This window comes from Halobacillus rhizosphaerae (genome assembly GCF_046719735.1).
GTDB lineage: Bacteria > Bacillota > Bacilli > Bacillales > Halobacillaceae > Halobacillus_B > Halobacillus_B rhizosphaerae.
This window is the reverse complement of sequence record NZ_JAUTWQ010000010.1, coordinates 153,181-170,086: the sequence shown is the minus strand read 5'-3', so window position 1 is coordinate 170,086 and position 16,906 is coordinate 153,181. Positions and strand designations below refer to the sequence as shown.

Genomic DNA, 16,906 nt, shown 5'->3' with positions numbered 1-16,906 from the left:
AAGAGCCAATGATCCACACAAGGGTAATTATCCTTGTGTGTTTTTCATGAAACTAGCAGGCTGCGAAAGGGGAGAAGAAAAATTGACAGAGTTCATGGGTGAGCTTATTGGAACAATGATTCTTATCATTCTTGGCGGCGGAGTTATAGCCGGAGCAAACCTGAAGGCGACTAAGGCAGAAGGCAGTGGATGGGTACTCATTACGATTGCCTGGGGTCTGGCGGTGGCCATGGGCGTTTATGCGGTCGGCAATATTACGGGGGCTCATATTAATCCAGCCGTAACCTTGGGCTTGGCTGCTGTTGGGGATTTCCCATGGAGCAAAGTTCCTAAATACATTACCGCTCAAATGATTGGAGCATTCATAGGAGCAGCCATTGTTTTCTTTCATTACTTACCTCACTGGAAAGATACAGAGGACCAAATGGCAATTAAATCTGTTTTTTGTACGGACCCGGCGATTAGAAGCCCGATCTCTAATCTGGTCAGTGAAATTATTGGAACCTTTTTATTAGTCATGGGGATCCTGTTTATTGGAGCTAATGACTTTACTGAAGGTTTGAATCCTTTGATAGTCGGATTACTTATTGTTGCCATTGGCATGTCCCTCGGTGCCACCACAGGATATGCGATTAATCCAGCTCGGGATTTAGGACCGCGGATTGCCCATGCAGTTCTGCCAATTCCAGGTAAAGGGACCTCAGATTGGAGTTATGCGTGGGTACCCGTTGTAGGTCCTGCCCTTGGTGGAATTTATGGGGGACTGTTTTATCAGGCTATCTTTAAAACCGACGCGAACATTTGGTTTTGGATCACCACCGTTGTCATCCTCTTCATATTATTTGCCTCTATGCAGACAGAGTTAAAGAAAGTAAAACAAGCCTAGTTATTTAAGAATAGGAGGAGTTATTGTTATGGAAAAATTTATTTTATCACTCGACCAGGGAACCACCAGTTCAAGAGCCATTCTCTTTAATAAAGAAGGCAAAATCGTGGAAACGGCACAAAAGGAATTTGAACAATTCTTTCCTAAGCCTGGCTGGGTAGAGCATGATGCCAACGAAATATGGACATCTGTTCTCTCTTGTATCGCGAACGTTCTTACTAAAGCAGATATTGAACCCGACCAAATTGCTGGAATTGGAATTACGAACCAGCGAGAAACGACTGTGGTTTGGGACAAAAATACGGGCAAGCCTATTCATAAAGCAATTGTATGGCAATCCCGCCAAACACAGGAAATCTGTAATGAATTAAGAGAGCAAGGTTTGAATGATAAGTTCCGCGATAAGACCGGGTTACTACTTGATCCGTATTTTGCAGGGACAAAGGTCAAGTGGATCCTTGATCACGTAGAAGGAGCAAAAGAAAAAGCTGAAAATGGCGATTTGCTGTTTGGAACGATGGATACATGGCTAATTTACAAGCTTTCCGGCAAACAGGCACACGTTACAGATTATTCGAATGCTTCACGGACATTAATGTATAACATCTTTGATCTGAAATGGGATGATGAGCTGCTTGACATCCTTGAAGTACCTAAAAGCATGCTGCCAGAGGTGAAGCCTTCTTCAGAAGTTTATGCCCATACGGTTGACTATCATTTCTTTGGGAAAGAGATCCCCATCGCAGGAGTGGCAGGCGATCAGCAAGCAGCCTTGTTCGGCCAAGCCTGCTTCGAAAAAGGAATGGCGAAAAACACCTATGGCACCGGTGGTTTTATGCTGATGAATACAGGCGAAGAAGCTGTTAAATCGGACAATGGCTTGCTGACCACACTCGCGTGGGGGCTCGATGGCAAAGTAGAATATGCTCTTGAAGGCAGTATCTTCGTGTCTGGTTCTGCTATTCAATGGTTGAGAGATGGATTGAATATGATAGAATCCTCCCCTAAAAGTGAAGAAATTGCTGGTGAAGTTAATACAACCGACGGTGTTTATGTGGTACCTGCTTTCGTAGGGCTGGGAACTCCATACTGGGATAGTGAGGCTCGCGGAGCAGTGTTCGGCTTAACCAGAGGAACCACACGAGCTCATTTTGTCCGTGCGACACTTGAATCACTAGCTTACCAAACGAAAGATGTGGTAGATTCTATGGTGGAAGATTCCGGCATTGGCTTGAAAAAACTTCGTGTCGATGGCGGAGCAGTAAAGAATAACTTGCTGATGCAATTCCAAAGTGATCTCCTGGATGTCCCTGTAGAACGTCCTGAGATTAATGAAACTACAGCACTTGGAGCCGCTTATTTAGCAGGACTGGCAGTTGGTTTCTGGAAGGATCGTGAGGAAATCTCCAAGCAATGGAAAGTCGAAAGAAATTTTGATCCTCATATGGATGAAAGAAAGAGCCGGGATCTTTATAAAGGCTGGCAGAAGGCAGTAGAAGCAACGCGAGTATTTAAGCCTTAACGGGATGATTATCTTTTGACTTTGATTGTCTATTTGATATAATCAGTATATAAGTTAATGATTATGGGTCGGAGATACGGAGAGACCACGACGCTTTATAATGAAGAATTATAAAGAACGTTCGTGGTCTCTTTTTTTTGGAATGTTCAGGCGGAGCATTTGGCATATAATTCAACACATAATCATACCGGAATTAGGGAATAACCGTATCAGACGACTTATTTTTTTGATTAATAACTGAAGGAGAGATACTATGAAGCAATTTTCGAGCTACGAAAGAGAACAGCATTTTAATAAATTGGCCCAGGAGGAATGGGACCTACTAGTAGTGGGCGGAGGAATCACTGGTTCTGGCATTGCCCTGGACGCTTCAAGCAGAGGAATGAAGACAGCTGTTGTGGAAATGCAGGACTTTGCCGCAGGAACCTCAAGCCGTTCCACGAAGCTTGTGCATGGCGGTCTGCGTTACTTGAAACAATTTGAAGTGAAAATGGTAGCTGAAGTAGGGAAAGAACGGGCGATTGTTTATGAAAATGGACCGCACGTGACAACCCCTGAATGGATGATGCTTCCTTTCCACGAGGGAGGAAACTTTGGACCATTTTCTACAAACTTGGGTTTGCGAGTTTATGACTATCTGGCCGGTGTTAAGAAAGATGAACGAAGGACAATGCTCAGTCCTGAAGAAGCTTTGAAACGTGAACCGCTAGTGAAGAAAGATGGTCTTAAAGGTGCAGGATTTTATGTAGAATATAAAACCGACGATGCCCGTCTGACGCTGGAGGTTATGAAGAAAGCTGTCGAGCATGGAACTCTGGCAACCAATTATGCAAAAGTAGTAGACTTCATCTATAACGACCAAGGAACCATTCATGGCGCTAAAATTGAAGATACCGTTTCCGGCGAACAGTATCACGTGAAAGCCAAAAGAATTATCAATGCCGGTGGTCCATGGGTAGATGATCTTCGTGAAATTGACGGCTCTAAGAAAGGAAAAACCCTTCAATTAACTAAAGGGGTGCACCTGGTCTTTGATCAGTCAGACTTTCCATTGCAGCAAGCCGTTTATTTTGACACTCCGGACGGCCGGATGATCTTCGCTATTCCTCGGGATGGAAAAACCTATGTGGGTACGACAGATACCAAATTCACAGGTGAAATTTCTCATCCAACGATGACTACCGAGGATAGGAAATATATTCTTGCGGCCATTCATATGATGTTCCCTGAGGTAAGTGTCACTGCGGAAGACGTGGAATCCAGTTGGGCTGGTGTACGTCCGCTTATATATGAGGAAGGGAAAGATCCATCTGAAATTTCCAGGAAAGACGAGATTTTCGTTTCTGACTCAGGATTAATTTCTATGGCAGGTGGTAAATTAACCGGATATCGTAAAATGGCTCAGACAGCAGTAGATTTAGTCCGTGACCAGCTTATGGAAGAGTGCGGCATTCGATATTCCGATTCTGAAACTAAGCATATGCCTATATCCGGCGGTGAAGTAAACGGATCGAAAGGATTTGAGAAGTTCAAACAAGAACGTACTCAAATCGGTGAGTCGATCGGACTTACTGAAAGTCAGGCGGAAGAGCTTGTTCACTTGTATGGTTCTAATGTAGATACAGTATTTAAGATCTATAAAGAAGAGAAGCAGCAGGCAGAGCAATATAATATTGATCCAATTGTCTTTGCTCAGCTCGTGTACGCTTTGAAATATGAGCTCACTTATAAACCCGTCGATTTCTTTGTCCGCAGAACGGGTGCATTATTCTTTAACATCCAGTTTGTCAGAAAGTATAAAGACGGTGTGATCGCTTACATGGCCCAGGAATTGAAGTGGTCCGATGAGCAAAAGCAAGGATACACGGAAGAATTAAATCAGCTTCTTAAAGAAGCGGTAGAACCTATCGAATACGTCTAAACAAGGAAGTTTAGATAAGAACTTCATTCCATGAAAACCCCGAACCATTCCATTGGTCCGGGGTTTTTTCAATGGGAAGAAATGTACTCTTTTCTATATTTTTCTAATATGTGTGAAACCTTAGTGCTTAACTAATCGTATGATTTATTATGGGGGGTGATTTTAATGTCAAATGTTCAAAGCTTGCTTAAGCAGGATGCTCGACGGCAATTATTTTTTGGAATTATTCTTTCATCTACCGCTCTCTTTTTCATTATTGGGATATTTGCAGAATTAGGTACCTTCGTACAAGGAGTCATTTATGGGATAGCGCTAGGAGCTTCTGGGACAGCTTTATTACTTACATCCCGGAAGGATTTTATAAGAGCTAAGTCAGCAATCAGCGTCCTTCCCGGGGAGGAAGAACATAAAAAAATAGCAAAGCTTCCTCAGCAGATGTATTTAGGCGAGGAGTATCGCAATCTTGTACCAGAGCGACTCTATGGCTTGGATAAGCAGATTTACAGTGAATTAAAGGAAAAAGATTACTTTCTAAGAAGCTTTTTTCGAATGTTTACTGGGATCGTTGGCAGCGGTGTTCTCGTTCCAGCAGATTATAAGATGGTGGATGGTCAAGGCAGGTTGATTTACTCACTAGAGAAGAAAGGCGGCTTTAAATGGCGAGGTTACGTAAAAGACCAGAAGCAACAGTACATTGCCTATGCAGAACAATCGAAGAATAAAGCAACTGGCCAAAGAATTTATCAATATATAGAAGGACATCATCCGGTCTGGTCTGCTGAAGGGGATCCGTATCTCGCTCATTATGTAATTAAAGACGAAAAAGGGGTGGCGTGGGCTGTATTAAAGCAGGGAGCTACTTCTGTGGAGGCGGCTCAACAATTTGAAGGACTGCCAGGAAGTTTAATTGAATGGAAAGTAAACGAACAAGTTCCTTATTCTTTGATCGCGTTTATTTATTTAATTCAAACCCATCACTCATAAATTCCAGTTACATATCAACCCACACGCTGAAGCTTATTTGAACCTAATTGAGAATAGGCGGTAACAAAAATTTTATAGCTAATATTCAATCCGAATAATGATGAAATGTTTACGGCATATTTCGATCATTATTCGGATTTTTTGTGTTCAAGAGACATTCAAACGTTTCAGAGAACAAATACTTACTTTTTTTATGTTGTATTCCATAGATGAACAAAGATGGGGGGATTTCCTTATGTCCCAGCCACGAACTAGTGAATAAAATCATTTGTCTCTGCTAAAGAACCATTCATTGGTCGTTGTTTCTGCTATGATGAAAGAGGGAACGAATAATAAGTAGAAATCTAGCAATTGACGCTATTTCTTTATTTTGTTAGCATATTAGCAAGCTAAAGGATTTGTCGAAAGGAATGAATTTCATTGGGGAAAAGACTTATGTTTGAAAAACCATTAGGAATGCGCGATACGCTTCCTTTTTTTTATAACCAGAAGAAAAGAGCAAGACAGCAATTATCGGAGTCTATCTTATCGTATGGCTATTCATTTATGGATACCCCGCTGCTTGAGTACCATGAAACCATTGGGAAAGTAAGTGCTACGCTTGATCAGCAGCTATTCAAATTACTAGATCAGCAGGGGCATTCTCTAGTACTCCGTCCTGATATGACAGCTCCAATTGCGCGGGTGGCTGCCTCCCAATTAAAAAATGCAGAATTTCCTTTAAGACTGGCTTATGATGGCCCTGTTTTCCGTGCTCAGCAGACCGAAGGCGGTAAACCAGCCCAGTTTGAACAAGTAGGAACAGAATTAATTGGCGACCAGTCCTCCTATGCAGATGCTGAAGTGATCTCATTATTGGTGGAATCCCTAAAAGAAACTGGTTTAAAAGACTTTGTCATCACTGTAGGACATATAGGCTATGTGAAGAATTTCTTCTATGATGTTATGGGAGATGACGAACCAGCGATTGAATCGTTATTAAGTTATTTATATAGAAAAAATTATGTTGGTTATCGGGAAATGGTTAAATCCCTTCAGCTGCCGCACGAATCGAAGGAAGCATTGCTGAAATTACTTACGTTAAGGGGCGGGGAAGAGATCTTCGACCAAAGTAAATCTCTGGCAAGAAATCAGGCTTGTATTTCTGCGGTTAACGAACTGAAGCAGTTATATCGCTTATTAAAGCATTACGATGTGGAACAGTATATTCATTTTGATATGAATTTAATCAGCCATATGAATTATTACACCGGCATTTTGTTTGAAGGTTATGCTCCTAATCTTGGTGCCTTGCTGTGTAACGGAGGCCGCTATGACCAGTTGCTTCCGACCTTTGAATTGAATGCTTCTGCCACGGGTTTTGCGATTCGGGTGGAACGGCTTGTAGAAGCTTTGAATGAACAAGAAGAACAAGATGAGCGTGTAGCGGTCATTTTCGACGATGATACACATGCTCATGGCATTCAAAAAGCTAAGGAACTCCGTGAACTAGGCTATCAAGTACTGTTGCAGCATTTAGACCAAATTCCAAGCGTAGATGCTTTCAAACAGGACTTGGTTAAAACGATCAATTTAACGGAGGGAGACGATCAGGATGAATAAGCCTTTAACGATTGCCATGCCAAAAGGAAGGATCTATGAAGAAGCGGCAGCTTTAATGAAGCAGGCGGGCTATGATTTAGGAGCTGAATCAGAGAAATCAAGAAAACTGATTCTGGAGTTTCCCGAGCAAAACATTCAAATTATGATGGCTAAACCGATGGATGTGGTCACCTATGTAGAATATGGGGCAGCGGATATTGGTATTGCTGGTAAAGATGTGTTGCTTGAGCAAGATAGAGATGTTTATGAAGTTCTGGATTTGAAAATCAGTCCCTGCTATATTGCGGTTGCTGGGTTACCCAATCAGCCTCTTAGTCGAATCGCACCAAAAATTGCGACGAAGTACCCTAAAGTTGCGTCTGACTATTTTCGAGAAAAAGGGGCGCAGATTGAAATCATTCCTCTTAACGGTTCAATTGAATTGGCTCCACTAATCGGATTGGCAGACCGCATTGTGGATATTGTTTCCACAGGACGGACCCTTAAAGAAAATGGACTGATAGAGTATGAGAAAATTGCTGACATTACCTCCAGACTGATTGTTAACCCGGTCAGTTATCGGCTGAAAAGCTCTGAAATCGATGAAATGGTTCAGAATTTGAGTGACGTTATGGAGGTGAAGTCTTCATGAACATAATTGATAGAGAAGAACTCACTTCGATAAAACGTCGGGTTGATCAGGGGACAGAAGATCAGCGGAAGAGTGTAAAAGAGATTATTTCGGCAGTTAGAAATCAAGGCGATACGGCGTTATATCACTATACCGAAACATTTGATGGAGTGTCCTTACACTCCTTGAAGGTGCAGCCAGAAGAAATTGAAGCTGCCTATCAAGCATTAGATGGGGAATTTGTAGAGATTCTTCAAGAAGCTGCTGATAACATCCGTCAATTTCATGAGAAGCAAACTTCTACTTCTTGGTTTGATACCTCTACTGACGGTACGATTCTAGGGCAGAAAATCACTCCGATTGAATCTGCCGGGGTGTATGTTCCTGGAGGCACTGCGGCGTACCCTTCCTCTGTTTTCATGAATATTATTCCTGCCCAAGTTGCTGGAGTGACAAATATTTATATGGTCACACCTCCTGGTAAAGATGGCAAAGTCCCTGATGGTGTACTGTTGGCTGCTCATATTTTAGGAATTGATCATATTTATAAGGTGGGCGGAGCTCAGGCGATCGCAGCCCTTGCCTACGGAACGGAAACGATCCCGACCGTAGATAAAATTACCGGACCGGGGAACATATTTGTTGCTCTTGCAAAACGAGAAGTGTTTGGGGATGTTGATATAGATATGATTGCCGGTCCAAGCGAGATCGCTATTCTGGCAGACGAAACAGCAGTCGCGGGAGAAGTTGCGTCTGATTTGTTATCGCAGGCCGAGCACGATGCCCGTTCTTCCAGTTTGTTAATCACCACCTGCCGTTCATTGGCGGAAGAGGTGAAGCAAGAAATCGAAACTCAGCTCGCCAATTTGCCGCGCAAGGCGATTGCTAGAGCTAGTATAGAAAAGTTTGGCATGATCATCTTATGCCGTCATTTAGATGAAGCTTTGGAAACCGTTAATGAAATTGCTCCTGAACACTTAGAAGTAGTAACGAAGGATCCTTTTCAACAGCTAGGTAAAATCAAACACGCGGGTGCCATATTTTTAGGGCCATACAGCAGTGAGCCAGTCGGAGATTATTTTGCAGGACCGAACCATGTCCTCCCCACTAATGGCACCGCTAGATTCTCTAGCCCGTTGAACGTGGATGACTTTGTTAAAAAATCAAGTGTGATATCTTATAGTGAGGAAGCATTACAAAAGAATGCAGATAAAATTGCCCGCTTCGCACGATTAGAAGGTTTGGAAGCTCATGCCAGGGCAGTGGAAATGCGTAAGGAGCGATGGAAATGACGGAGGAACGAAGAGCGGTAATTGAACGGAAAACAAGAGAAACGGACGTCCATTTAGATTTCTCAATGGATGGAGGAGGCACCTCCGAGTTAGATGTTCAAGTTCCATTTCTTGCTCATATGCTGGAGTTATTTACAAAGCACGGTTTGTTTGATCTATCCGTAAAAGGTTATGGTGACGTAGAAGTCGATGACCATCATATCACCGAAGATATTGGCATATGTCTTGGACAGGCATTACGCCAGGCTATGGGCGATAAACATGGGATGAAGCGTTATGGTTCAATGACGCTTCCTATGGACGAGGCGCTGGTAACTGTAGCTGTGGATTTAAGTGATCGCCCACACTTTGAATGGAAAGCCGCACTTCCTGGTGCACGAGTAGGAACTTTTGACACAGAAAATGTTCATGAATTTTTTTGGAAATTAGCAATAGAAGCTAGAATGAATCTGCATATAGTGCTGCACCATGGTCATAATACGCATCATATTATCGAAGCGATGTTTAAGGCGTTCGGCCGGGCTCTTGATGAAGCTACTATGATAGATCCGAGAGTAAAAGGAGTTCCTAGCACGAAAGGGAGTTTATAAATGATTGGCGTTATTGATTACGGCATGGGAAATTTGTTTAGTGTTTCGAAAGCACTGGAACGTTTGAATGTCCCCTATAAGCTGGGAAACAGGCCATACTTAATCGAAGATTGTAATGGCTATATTCTCCCTGGCGTAGGAGCATTTCCAGATGCAATGAAAGCTTTAAAAGAGCATGGATTTATCGATTTTATTCAGCGTAAGGTGGAAGAAGAAGTGCCGCTTTATGGGATTTGTTTAGGTATGCAGCTGTTATTCGAGTCGAGTGAAGAAGGCGGACATACGAAGGGCCTCGGTTATTTCCCTGGAAATATTGTCAAATTTTCTGGTATCGATGCGGAAAAACGTCCGTACAAGGTGCCGCATATGGGCTGGAATCAATTACAGATTTATCAGCCCGGTCAATCTATTGTTACAAATGTGGGAGAAGATTATGTCTACTTTGTCCATTCGTATGTGGTGAAAACAGAGGATGATTCTATATTATACGCGGCGGCGGATTATCATCAGCAGGTACCAGCTGTGGTAGGAAAAGGCCAATTAGCAGCCAGCCAGTTCCACCCAGAGAAAAGTGGATCAGCGGGAATGAAACTGCTTGAAAATTTTTGTAAACGAATGGTTAAACAGTGAGGAGTAATTGTCATGAGTTTTACAATCTATCCAGCAATTGATATGCGTGACGGGAAATGTGTGCGGTTGGAACAGGGAGATTTTGATAAACAAACAATCTATGGAGAAAATCCGTATGAAATAGCTCAGGAATTTGCAGCGGCGGGAGCTTCCTGGATCCATATGGTAGATTTAGACGGTGCCAAGGAAGGATCGAGAAAAAACGCGGAACATGTAATAAGGGCAGCGAGGGAATTAGACTGCCACGTGCAAATTGGCGGAGGTATTCGTTCAGAGGCCGATGTGCGTTTTTACCTTGAGCAGGGAGTCGACCGGGTCATTATCGGTTCTTTAGCTGTTAGAAACCTAGAACTGACAAAAGAATTATTAAGCAAATTTGGAAGTCAAATCGTGATTGGTTTGGATGCCAGGGATGGATACGTGGCAACGGAAGGCTGGCTTGAACGATCGCAAATACAGGCAGTAGACTTAGGGCTTGAACTAGCAAATGCAGGAGCCCGAACGTTCATCTACACGGATATTGCGAAAGACGGTATGTTATCAGGTCCAAACGTCAAAGAAATTGTCAGACTGGGAAGAGTCACTGGGGTGAACGTAATAGCTTCAGGCGGAATTCAGGGGCTCGACGATTTGCAAGAATTAAAAAAATATCGTGAGGATCATGTGATTGGATCGATCGTAGGGAAGGCTCTCTACACCAAGCAATTCAGTCTGAAGCAGGCCCTCGAATCGGAGGTTGATTAACATGCTTTCAAAGCGTATTATTCCTTGTCTTGACGTGAAAGAAGGACGGGTCGTGAAAGGTATCCAGTTTGTCGATATCCGTGATGCAGGAGATCCAGTGGAATTAGCCAAAGTATATGACCAGCAAGGAGCAGATGAACTCGTGTTCTTAGATATTTCAGCAACTCATGAAGGCAGAAAAACGATGATTGATGTAGTTCGCTCTGTTGCCTCAGAACTTGCTATTCCCTTCACAGTCGGTGGAGGTATTCGTACTTTAGAGGACATTAAGGAAACCCTTAGAAATGGGGCGGATAAAGTTTCTTTAAATTCTGCCGCCGTTAATCGCCCTGAATTAATTCAAGAAGGCTCGGATTATTTTGGCAGCCAGTGCATTGTAGTCGCTATCGATGCTCGTTATGATGAAGAGTTAGGCACTTGGAGAGTCTATACCCACGGGGGCCGGACACCAACAGAATGGCTCATCACTGACTGGGCTAAGAAAGCAGTGGAACTGGGAGCAGGAGAACTATTGGTGACCTCGATGGATAAAGACGGAGAAAAATCTGGTTTTGATTTGCCTTTAATGCAAGCTGTTCAAGAAATAGTGAATGTACCCGTAATTGCTTCAGGAGGAGCGGGATCTGCAGAAGATTTTTATGAGGTCTTTACCAAAGCAGAGGCTGATGCTGCTTTAGCTGCCTCCATTTTTCATTATAAAGAAACCTCTGTAAGAAATGTAAAAGAATACTTAAAGGAAAAAGGAGTGCCTGTGCGATGAATATTGAGGAGATTAAGTTTGGTGAAGATGGACTCGTTCCCGCTATAGTTCAAGATGCTCGATCTAAAACAGTCCTGACACTAGCTTATATGAATAAAGAATCTCTTAAGCTTACGTTAGAAAAAGGGGAAACTGTTTTTTACAGCCGCTCTCGACAAGAATTGTGGCATAAAGGGCAAACCTCTGGAAACACACAAAAAGTGGCAAGCCTTCATTATGATTGTGATCAGGATGCCCTTCTTGTTCAGGTCATTCCAACTGGCCCGGCTTGTCACACTGGCAGCTACAGCTGTTTTTCCGATAGTTTGACGGAAACTTCTGTAAAAATAGAGTCACACCGTTATCAAATTCTGGATAAACTGCAAGAAGTGCTGGCCGAACGCAAAACGCTGTTACCAGAGGGTTCATATACGTCCCAGTTGTTTCAGGAAGGCGTTGACCGGATCGCTAAGAAAATTGGAGAAGAAGCGGGAGAGGTGATTATTGCAGCTAAGAATGATGATCCTCAGGAACTTTCAATGGAATCCGCTGATTTACTCTTCCATTTACTATTACTCCTCACAGATCGCGGCGTCACATTAGACCAAGTGTTTGAAGTTCTTGAAGAGCGTCACCAGTAATTTCGACAGGATTCTATGAAATTCCTCCTATTTCATTAGGCAATAGTATGTTATACTGCTTAATTAGTGAGATTTGAAACGGAAATAGGGGGGCCGTCATGACAATATCATCAAAGAGCACAGCAGTCCAAGAGAATACAAATGTGATTCCATTTCTGCCAACGGGAAATTTTTATTTCACGCATGGGATCCAGGCTTTTCAAAAGCGCCGGTTCACTGCTGCTGTAAAATGGCTTAAAAAAGCTATGGAAGCTGCTCCTGATGAACCGTTATACCAATGCCAGCTTTCGGTCGTTTATACGGAAGTTGGCTCTTATCATGCGGCAAATCAGTTGTTAACAGAGGTTCTGGCAAAGTTTGGCAAAGAGTACGTCGACTGCTACTATTTACTTGCTAATAACTATGCACACCTTGGATTATTAAATGATGCAAAGAAATATGTAGAGCTCTACATCGAGAAATCAGAGGATGGAGAGTTTGACGAAGCAGCAGAGCAGTTATTAGATATGCTGAATTCTCTTGACGACGAAGAAGAGGAAGATGAATGGGCATTCGATGACGAAGATGAGCTGCTTATTTATCAAGAAACGGCATTTTATCACTTAGAACAGGAAGAGTGGGAACAGGCGCTTGCTGTTTTGGAAGAAATGATGCAATTATTTCCTGACTTTTCATTAGCTCAGCATAAGTATGCCTATGCATTATTTAAAAATGGGAATGAAAAGAAAGCTCTCGATTTAGAAAAACAGTGGCTAGATAAAGATCATACAAATATCCACAGTCATGTAAACTTAGCAAAGTTTTTACTGCTTCAGGGAAATGATGACGAGGCGATGGTTCATGTAAATCGCTTAAGAAATGTATTTCCTATGCATGATCAGCAAAAACTAGCTGTAGCAGAAATCCTTACTCGCGCAGGTTATTATGAGGAAGCGATTGATCGGTTTCGCAAGCTTGGAAATAAACAAGTGGTCAAACGCCGTGTTTATTTTAAGTGGTACAGCATTGCTATATACCATACAGGAAATCCTTCAAAGGCGCTTCAGCTTTGGGAGAAAGGCTGTCAGAAGTTCCCTAAACTCAGTGAAGAAGGCGGACCTTGGATTGAAAGCTGAATGCACTCTCGTCTTCATAGATGGAAAGCAGAATAATGGACGCCTAAATTAAGATTTAATATGATAAGGTAGGAAAATAAATTGAGTCAATGGAATCACAAGGAGTTGATCATCGATGACGGAAGAACGCATATATGATGTGATTATCGCAGGGGCCGGACCCGCAGGCATGACAGCGGCGGTTTATACTTCCCGCGCCAACCTTGACACCTTGATGCTTGAGCGTGGAGTGCCAGGCGGTCAAATGGCAAACACGGAAGATGTAGAGAATTATCCAGGATATGAAAGTATTCTTGGTCCTGATCTTTCGAATAAAATGTTCGAGCATGCAAAGAAATTCGGAGCAGAATATGCTTACGGAGACATTAAAGAAGTAATTGATGGAAAAGAATATAAAACGATCATCGCAGGAAAAAAAGAGTATAAAGCTCGCACAATCATTATCACTACTGGAGCTCAGTATAAAGAGCTTGGAGTGCCTGGGGAAAGAGAACTAGGCGGCCGCGGAGTTTCTTACTGTGCAGTTTGTGATGGCGCCTTTTTCCGTAACAAAGAGCTGGTTGTGGTCGGCGGAGGTGACTCTGCGGTTGAAGAGGGTGTTTATTTAACACGATTTGCAAGTAAAGTGACGATTGTTCACCGCCGTGACGCTCTTCGTGCCCAGAAGATTCTGCAGGATCGTGCCTTTGATAACGATAAAATCGACTTTATCTGGGATACAGTCGTGACATCTATTAATGAAAAAGATGGAAAAGTGGGCAGTGTGACGTTGAGTAACCAGAGGACAAATCAAGAGTATGACTTTAAGACCGATGGAACGTTTATCTACATCGGAATGATTCCATTGAGTAAACCTTTTGAGAGTCTTGGAATTACTAATGAGCAAGGCTATATTGAAACAGACGAACGGATGGAAACAAAAGTGCCTGGGGTATTTGCGGCAGGAGATATTCGTGAGAAAGAATTGCGGCAGATTGTTACAGCAACAGGAGATGGAAGTATAGCTGCTCAGTCAGCTCAACATTATATTGAAAACCTTCTTGAAGAACTGAAGGTTGTAAAATAAAAAAGTAACTTCATTTTAACTATGCTGTAACACCTATGAAATATTTGTAGGGTACAATGTAAGTGATTAATTGACCCCCTTTTAATAGATAGATCTCTATTAGGCACAGGTGATTTCACCTGTGCATTTTTTTGTTCATTTTTTGAATAAGTAATCATAATATTGTAGGGATATGAATATTCATTGTATAATGGTTAAAGATGCCCTCTAGAGAGAAAATGAGGTGACGAACATGCAACGTGTATCCAATTGTATTTTACGAATAAATAATCATGTCTTAATGTTAAAAAAGCCAAGCCGTGGGTGGTATGTAGCCCCTGGCGGTAAAATGGAAGCTGGAGAGAATATTAAGGATTCTGCCGTTAGAGAGTTCAGAGAAGAAACGGGGCTGACCGTGGACAATCCTGAACTGCGAGGTTCTTTTACTTTTGTCATGCGTGATGAGCAGGTGACAAAGCAGGAATGGATGATGTTTACCTTCTATAGTACTGACTATACAGGAGATCTTCTAGAAGTGAGCGAAGAGGGCCAGCTGGAGTGGGTCCCTGTTGATGAAGTGCTGAACAAACCAATGGCAGAAGGAGACCGGTTTATTTTTAAGCACATCCTTGAAAGTGATGAACAAATATATGGAACCTTCGTCTATACCACTGATTTTAAACTGATTGATCAGGACTTAGATCCATCCCGACCTGAATAACAAGGAGCGATAGCCATGGCCAAACAATCGAAAAATACACAGCTTGTCATTATTACGGGTATGTCCGGAGCGGGTAAAACGGTGGCCGTGCAGAGCTTTGAAGATTTAGGCTTCTTCTGTGTGGATAATCTGCCGCCTGCTTTACTGCCGAAATTCCTTGAACTTATGAAGGATTCAACTAACAATATTCAAAATGTTGCCCTAGTTATGGATTTGCGCGGGCGTGAGTTCTTTGATTCTTTGTTTGATGCCCTGGACAGGCTCGGTCAGGAGGAATGGCTGCAAGAACACATTCTCTTTTTGGATGCAGATGATCAGACCCTTGTCTCCCGTTATAAAGAAACAAGACGGTCTCATCCTTTAGCTAAAGAAGGCTTGCCGCTTGAAGGAATTGGAAGAGAAAGAAATATGCTTGATGAATTAAAAGGACGCGCACAAACACTCATCAATACGACTAGTCTAAAACCAAAGGAACTTCGAGAAATGATTCTCGAGAAATACCGGGAGCAGGAACAGCAGGTATTTACAGTTCAAATGGTTTCCTTTGGTTTTAAGTATGGGGTTCCGATCGATGCGGACTTAATGTTTGATGTGCGATTCCTGCCTAACCCTCATTATATTGATCATATGAGGCCGATGACAGGGCTTAATGAAGAGGTCGCCTCTTACGTATTTAAATGGTCTGAAACTCAGAAATTCCTGGTGAAACTGAAAGATCTCCTGCAATTTATGCTTCCCCAGTATAAGCGGGAAGGCAAAAGCCAGCTCGTTGTAGCTATTGGCTGTACCGGCGGACAGCACCGCTCTGTTGCCATTGCGGAGTACTTAAGTGAATATTTCTCGAGTGATTTTTTAACGCATGTCACTCACCGAGATATTGAAAAAAGAAAGGGTTTATAATTCATGACCAATACAACCGAACCTCGTGTTGTCGTTATCGGGGGAGGAACGGGTATGCCCGTACTTCTCCGCGGTTTGAAATATTTTCCCATTCACTTGTCGGCGATCGTGACTGTTGCTGACGATGGAGGGAGCTCTGGTCGTTTACGTAAAGAAATGGAAATTCCGGCACCCGGAGACATTCGTAATGTGGTCGCTGCCTTATCAGAAGCAGAACCAATGCTCCTTGATTTGTTTCAGCACCGCTTTAAAAACGGCAACGGATTATCAGGTCATTCTATGGGGAATCTCTTGTTGGCAGCCATGGCTTCTATGACAGGAGATTTTTATCATGGAATTAAAGAAATCAGCCGGGTTTTAAACGTTAAGGGCAGTATTTATCCGATCGCTAATCATTCGATGAATCTTCATGCCGAAATGGACGACGGAACAGTGGTTACCGGAGAGTCGACCATTCCTCAGCAAAATAAAAGAATTAAGCGGGTTTATTTAAGTCCGCTTCCTGTTAAACCGCTGCCGGAAGCAATCGAAGCGATTAAAGCAGCAGATTTGATCGTGATTGCTCCAGGCAGTCTATATACAAGTATCCTTCCCAATATTATTATTCCAGAAATAGGGCAAGCTTTACGTGAAACGAAAGCCAAAGTAACATACGTTTGTAATGTTATGACTCAGGAAGGCGAAACATCCGGCTATACAGCTGCCGATCACGTGCAGGCCCTATTTGACCATATTGGAGAAGATTGTATCCATTCTATAATTGTCCATAACGTTCCCATAGCGAAACGTGTGAGAAAGGTTTATGCAGAGGAAAATGCAGAGCCGGTTGTCTACGATATTGACCGTATTAAAAATATGGGACTGAAGGTTGTAGAAGAAGATATTATTGACCAAAGTCAATCCATGTTACGGCATGATACGACGAAACTCGCCCAATTAATTTATTCGATGCTCTAGTCTGTCG

At 42.6% G+C, this 16,906-nt stretch carries 17 protein-coding genes; all 17 read left to right on the top strand.

Annotation, left to right across the window (positions count from 1 at the left end):
• Positions 1-82 precede the first annotated feature (82 nt).
• The 17 genes from Q7A53_RS12420 (at position 83) to Q7A53_RS12340 (ending at position 16,899) form a co-directional block, all read left to right on the top strand.
• Positions 83-886 carry an MIP/aquaporin family protein gene (locus Q7A53_RS12420; protein WP_411789492.1) on the top strand — a complete coding sequence of 268 codons (804 nt, stop codon included), beginning with the start codon at positions 83-85 and terminating at the stop codon, positions 884-886.
• 28 nt (positions 887-914) lie between these two features.
• Entirely contained in the window at positions 915-2,408 is a 1,494-nt protein-coding gene (glpK, locus tag Q7A53_RS12415; RefSeq protein WP_411789491.1) for a glycerol kinase GlpK, read from the top strand.
• Between the two features lie 253 nt (positions 2,409-2,661).
• On the top strand, positions 2,662-4,329 hold the full coding sequence (locus Q7A53_RS12410) for a glycerol-3-phosphate dehydrogenase/oxidase (protein WP_411789490.1): 1,668 nt from the start codon (positions 2,662-2,664) through the stop codon (positions 4,327-4,329).
• A 165-nt stretch (positions 4,330-4,494) separates the two neighbouring features.
• Positions 4,495-5,313, top strand: a complete 819-nt coding sequence (locus Q7A53_RS12405) for a hypothetical protein (RefSeq protein WP_411789489.1) — start codon at positions 4,495-4,497, stop codon at positions 5,311-5,313.
• A 435-nt stretch (positions 5,314-5,748) separates the two neighbouring features.
• The gene (locus tag Q7A53_RS12400) at positions 5,749-6,915 is read left to right on the top strand and encodes an ATP phosphoribosyltransferase regulatory subunit (RefSeq protein ID WP_411789488.1); all 1,167 of its coding nucleotides are present in this window, start codon (positions 5,749-5,751) and stop codon (positions 6,913-6,915) included.
• Entirely contained in the window at positions 6,908-7,546 is a 639-nt protein-coding gene (hisG, locus tag Q7A53_RS12395) for an ATP phosphoribosyltransferase (RefSeq protein ID WP_411789487.1), read from the top strand. The genes Q7A53_RS12400 and hisG overlap by 8 nt, the downstream gene beginning before the upstream one ends.
• Entirely contained in the window at positions 7,543-8,817 is a 1,275-nt protein-coding gene (gene hisD / locus Q7A53_RS12390; protein ID WP_411789486.1) for a histidinol dehydrogenase, read from the top strand. The genes hisG and hisD overlap by 4 nt, the downstream gene beginning before the upstream one ends.
• A complete protein-coding gene (gene hisB, locus Q7A53_RS12385) occupies positions 8,814-9,407 on the top strand; it encodes an imidazoleglycerol-phosphate dehydratase HisB (RefSeq protein WP_411789485.1) in 594 nt (197 codons plus the stop codon). Before hisD ends, hisB begins: the two co-directional genes overlap by 4 nt.
• Positions 9,408-10,037, top strand: a complete 630-nt coding sequence (hisH, locus tag Q7A53_RS12380; RefSeq protein ID WP_411789484.1) for an imidazole glycerol phosphate synthase subunit HisH — start codon at positions 9,408-9,410, stop codon at positions 10,035-10,037.
• A 12-nt stretch (positions 10,038-10,049) separates the two neighbouring features.
• The gene (gene hisA, locus Q7A53_RS12375) at positions 10,050-10,781 is read left to right on the top strand and encodes a 1-(5-phosphoribosyl)-5-[(5-phosphoribosylamino)methylideneamino]imidazole-4-carboxamide isomerase (RefSeq protein WP_411789483.1); all 732 of its coding nucleotides are present in this window, start codon (positions 10,050-10,052) and stop codon (positions 10,779-10,781) included.
• A 1-nt stretch (position 10,782) separates the two neighbouring features.
• The gene (gene hisF / locus Q7A53_RS12370) at positions 10,783-11,541 is read left to right on the top strand and encodes an imidazole glycerol phosphate synthase subunit HisF (RefSeq protein WP_411789482.1); all 759 of its coding nucleotides are present in this window, start codon (positions 10,783-10,785) and stop codon (positions 11,539-11,541) included.
• The gene (gene hisIE / locus Q7A53_RS12365; RefSeq protein WP_411789481.1) at positions 11,538-12,161 is read left to right on the top strand and encodes a bifunctional phosphoribosyl-AMP cyclohydrolase/phosphoribosyl-ATP diphosphatase HisIE; all 624 of its coding nucleotides are present in this window, start codon (positions 11,538-11,540) and stop codon (positions 12,159-12,161) included. The genes hisF and hisIE overlap by 4 nt, the downstream gene beginning before the upstream one ends.
• A 98-nt stretch (positions 12,162-12,259) precedes the next feature.
• Complete coding sequence (locus Q7A53_RS12360; protein ID WP_411789480.1) at positions 12,260-13,276, top strand: tetratricopeptide repeat protein; 1,017 nt, start codon at positions 12,260-12,262, stop codon at positions 13,274-13,276.
• Between the two features lie 115 nt (positions 13,277-13,391).
• Positions 13,392-14,342, top strand: coding sequence for a thioredoxin-disulfide reductase (gene trxB, locus Q7A53_RS12355; protein WP_411789479.1), 951 nt, complete (start codon positions 13,392-13,394; stop codon positions 14,340-14,342).
• A gap of 232 nt (positions 14,343-14,574) precedes the next feature.
• Positions 14,575-15,042 (top strand): 8-oxo-dGTP diphosphatase, encoded by a 468-nt coding sequence (locus Q7A53_RS12350; RefSeq protein WP_411789478.1) that lies wholly within the window; start codon positions 14,575-14,577, stop codon positions 15,040-15,042.
• A 15-nt stretch (positions 15,043-15,057) separates the two neighbouring features.
• The gene (gene rapZ, locus Q7A53_RS12345) at positions 15,058-15,942 is read left to right on the top strand and encodes an RNase adapter RapZ (RefSeq protein ID WP_411789477.1); all 885 of its coding nucleotides are present in this window, start codon (positions 15,058-15,060) and stop codon (positions 15,940-15,942) included.
• A gap of 3 nt (positions 15,943-15,945) precedes the next feature.
• The gene (locus Q7A53_RS12340) at positions 15,946-16,899 is read left to right on the top strand and encodes a gluconeogenesis factor YvcK family protein (protein WP_411789476.1); all 954 of its coding nucleotides are present in this window, start codon (positions 15,946-15,948) and stop codon (positions 16,897-16,899) included.
• Positions 16,900-16,906 lie beyond the last annotated feature (7 nt).

Excerpts from the sequence above, each read along its gene's own strand:
- hisD (WP_411789486.1), top strand. The coding sequence starts at position 7,543 with ATGAACATAATTGATAGAGAAGAACTCACTTCGATAAAACGTCGGGTT.
- hisIE (WP_411789481.1), top strand. The coding sequence starts at position 11,538 with ATGAATATTGAGGAGATTAAGTTTGGTGAAGATGGACTCGTTCCCGCT.
- Q7A53_RS12350 (WP_411789478.1), top strand. The coding sequence starts at position 14,575 with ATGCAACGTGTATCCAATTGTATTTTACGAATAAATAATCATGTCTTA.
- Q7A53_RS12400 (WP_411789488.1), top strand. The coding sequence starts at position 5,749 with ATGTTTGAAAAACCATTAGGAATGCGCGATACGCTTCCTTTTTTTTAT.
- hisH (WP_411789484.1), top strand. The coding sequence starts at position 9,408 with ATGATTGGCGTTATTGATTACGGCATGGGAAATTTGTTTAGTGTTTCG.
- Q7A53_RS12410 (WP_411789490.1), top strand. The coding sequence starts at position 2,662 with ATGAAGCAATTTTCGAGCTACGAAAGAGAACAGCATTTTAATAAATTG.
- Q7A53_RS12405 (WP_411789489.1), top strand. The coding sequence starts at position 4,495 with ATGTCAAATGTTCAAAGCTTGCTTAAGCAGGATGCTCGACGGCAATTA.
- Q7A53_RS12340 (WP_411789476.1), top strand. The coding sequence starts at position 15,946 with ATGACCAATACAACCGAACCTCGTGTTGTCGTTATCGGGGGAGGAACG.
- hisG (WP_411789487.1), top strand. The coding sequence starts at position 6,908 with ATGAATAAGCCTTTAACGATTGCCATGCCAAAAGGAAGGATCTATGAA.
- hisF (WP_411789482.1), top strand. The coding sequence starts at position 10,783 with ATGCTTTCAAAGCGTATTATTCCTTGTCTTGACGTGAAAGAAGGACGG.
- trxB (WP_411789479.1), top strand. The coding sequence starts at position 13,392 with ATGACGGAAGAACGCATATATGATGTGATTATCGCAGGGGCCGGACCC.
- hisA (WP_411789483.1), top strand. The coding sequence starts at position 10,050 with ATGAGTTTTACAATCTATCCAGCAATTGATATGCGTGACGGGAAATGT.
- Q7A53_RS12360 (WP_411789480.1), top strand. The coding sequence starts at position 12,260 with ATGACAATATCATCAAAGAGCACAGCAGTCCAAGAGAATACAAATGTG.
- glpK (WP_411789491.1), top strand. The coding sequence starts at position 915 with ATGGAAAAATTTATTTTATCACTCGACCAGGGAACCACCAGTTCAAGA.
- rapZ (WP_411789477.1), top strand. The coding sequence starts at position 15,058 with ATGGCCAAACAATCGAAAAATACACAGCTTGTCATTATTACGGGTATG.
- hisB (WP_411789485.1), top strand. The coding sequence starts at position 8,814 with ATGACGGAGGAACGAAGAGCGGTAATTGAACGGAAAACAAGAGAAACG.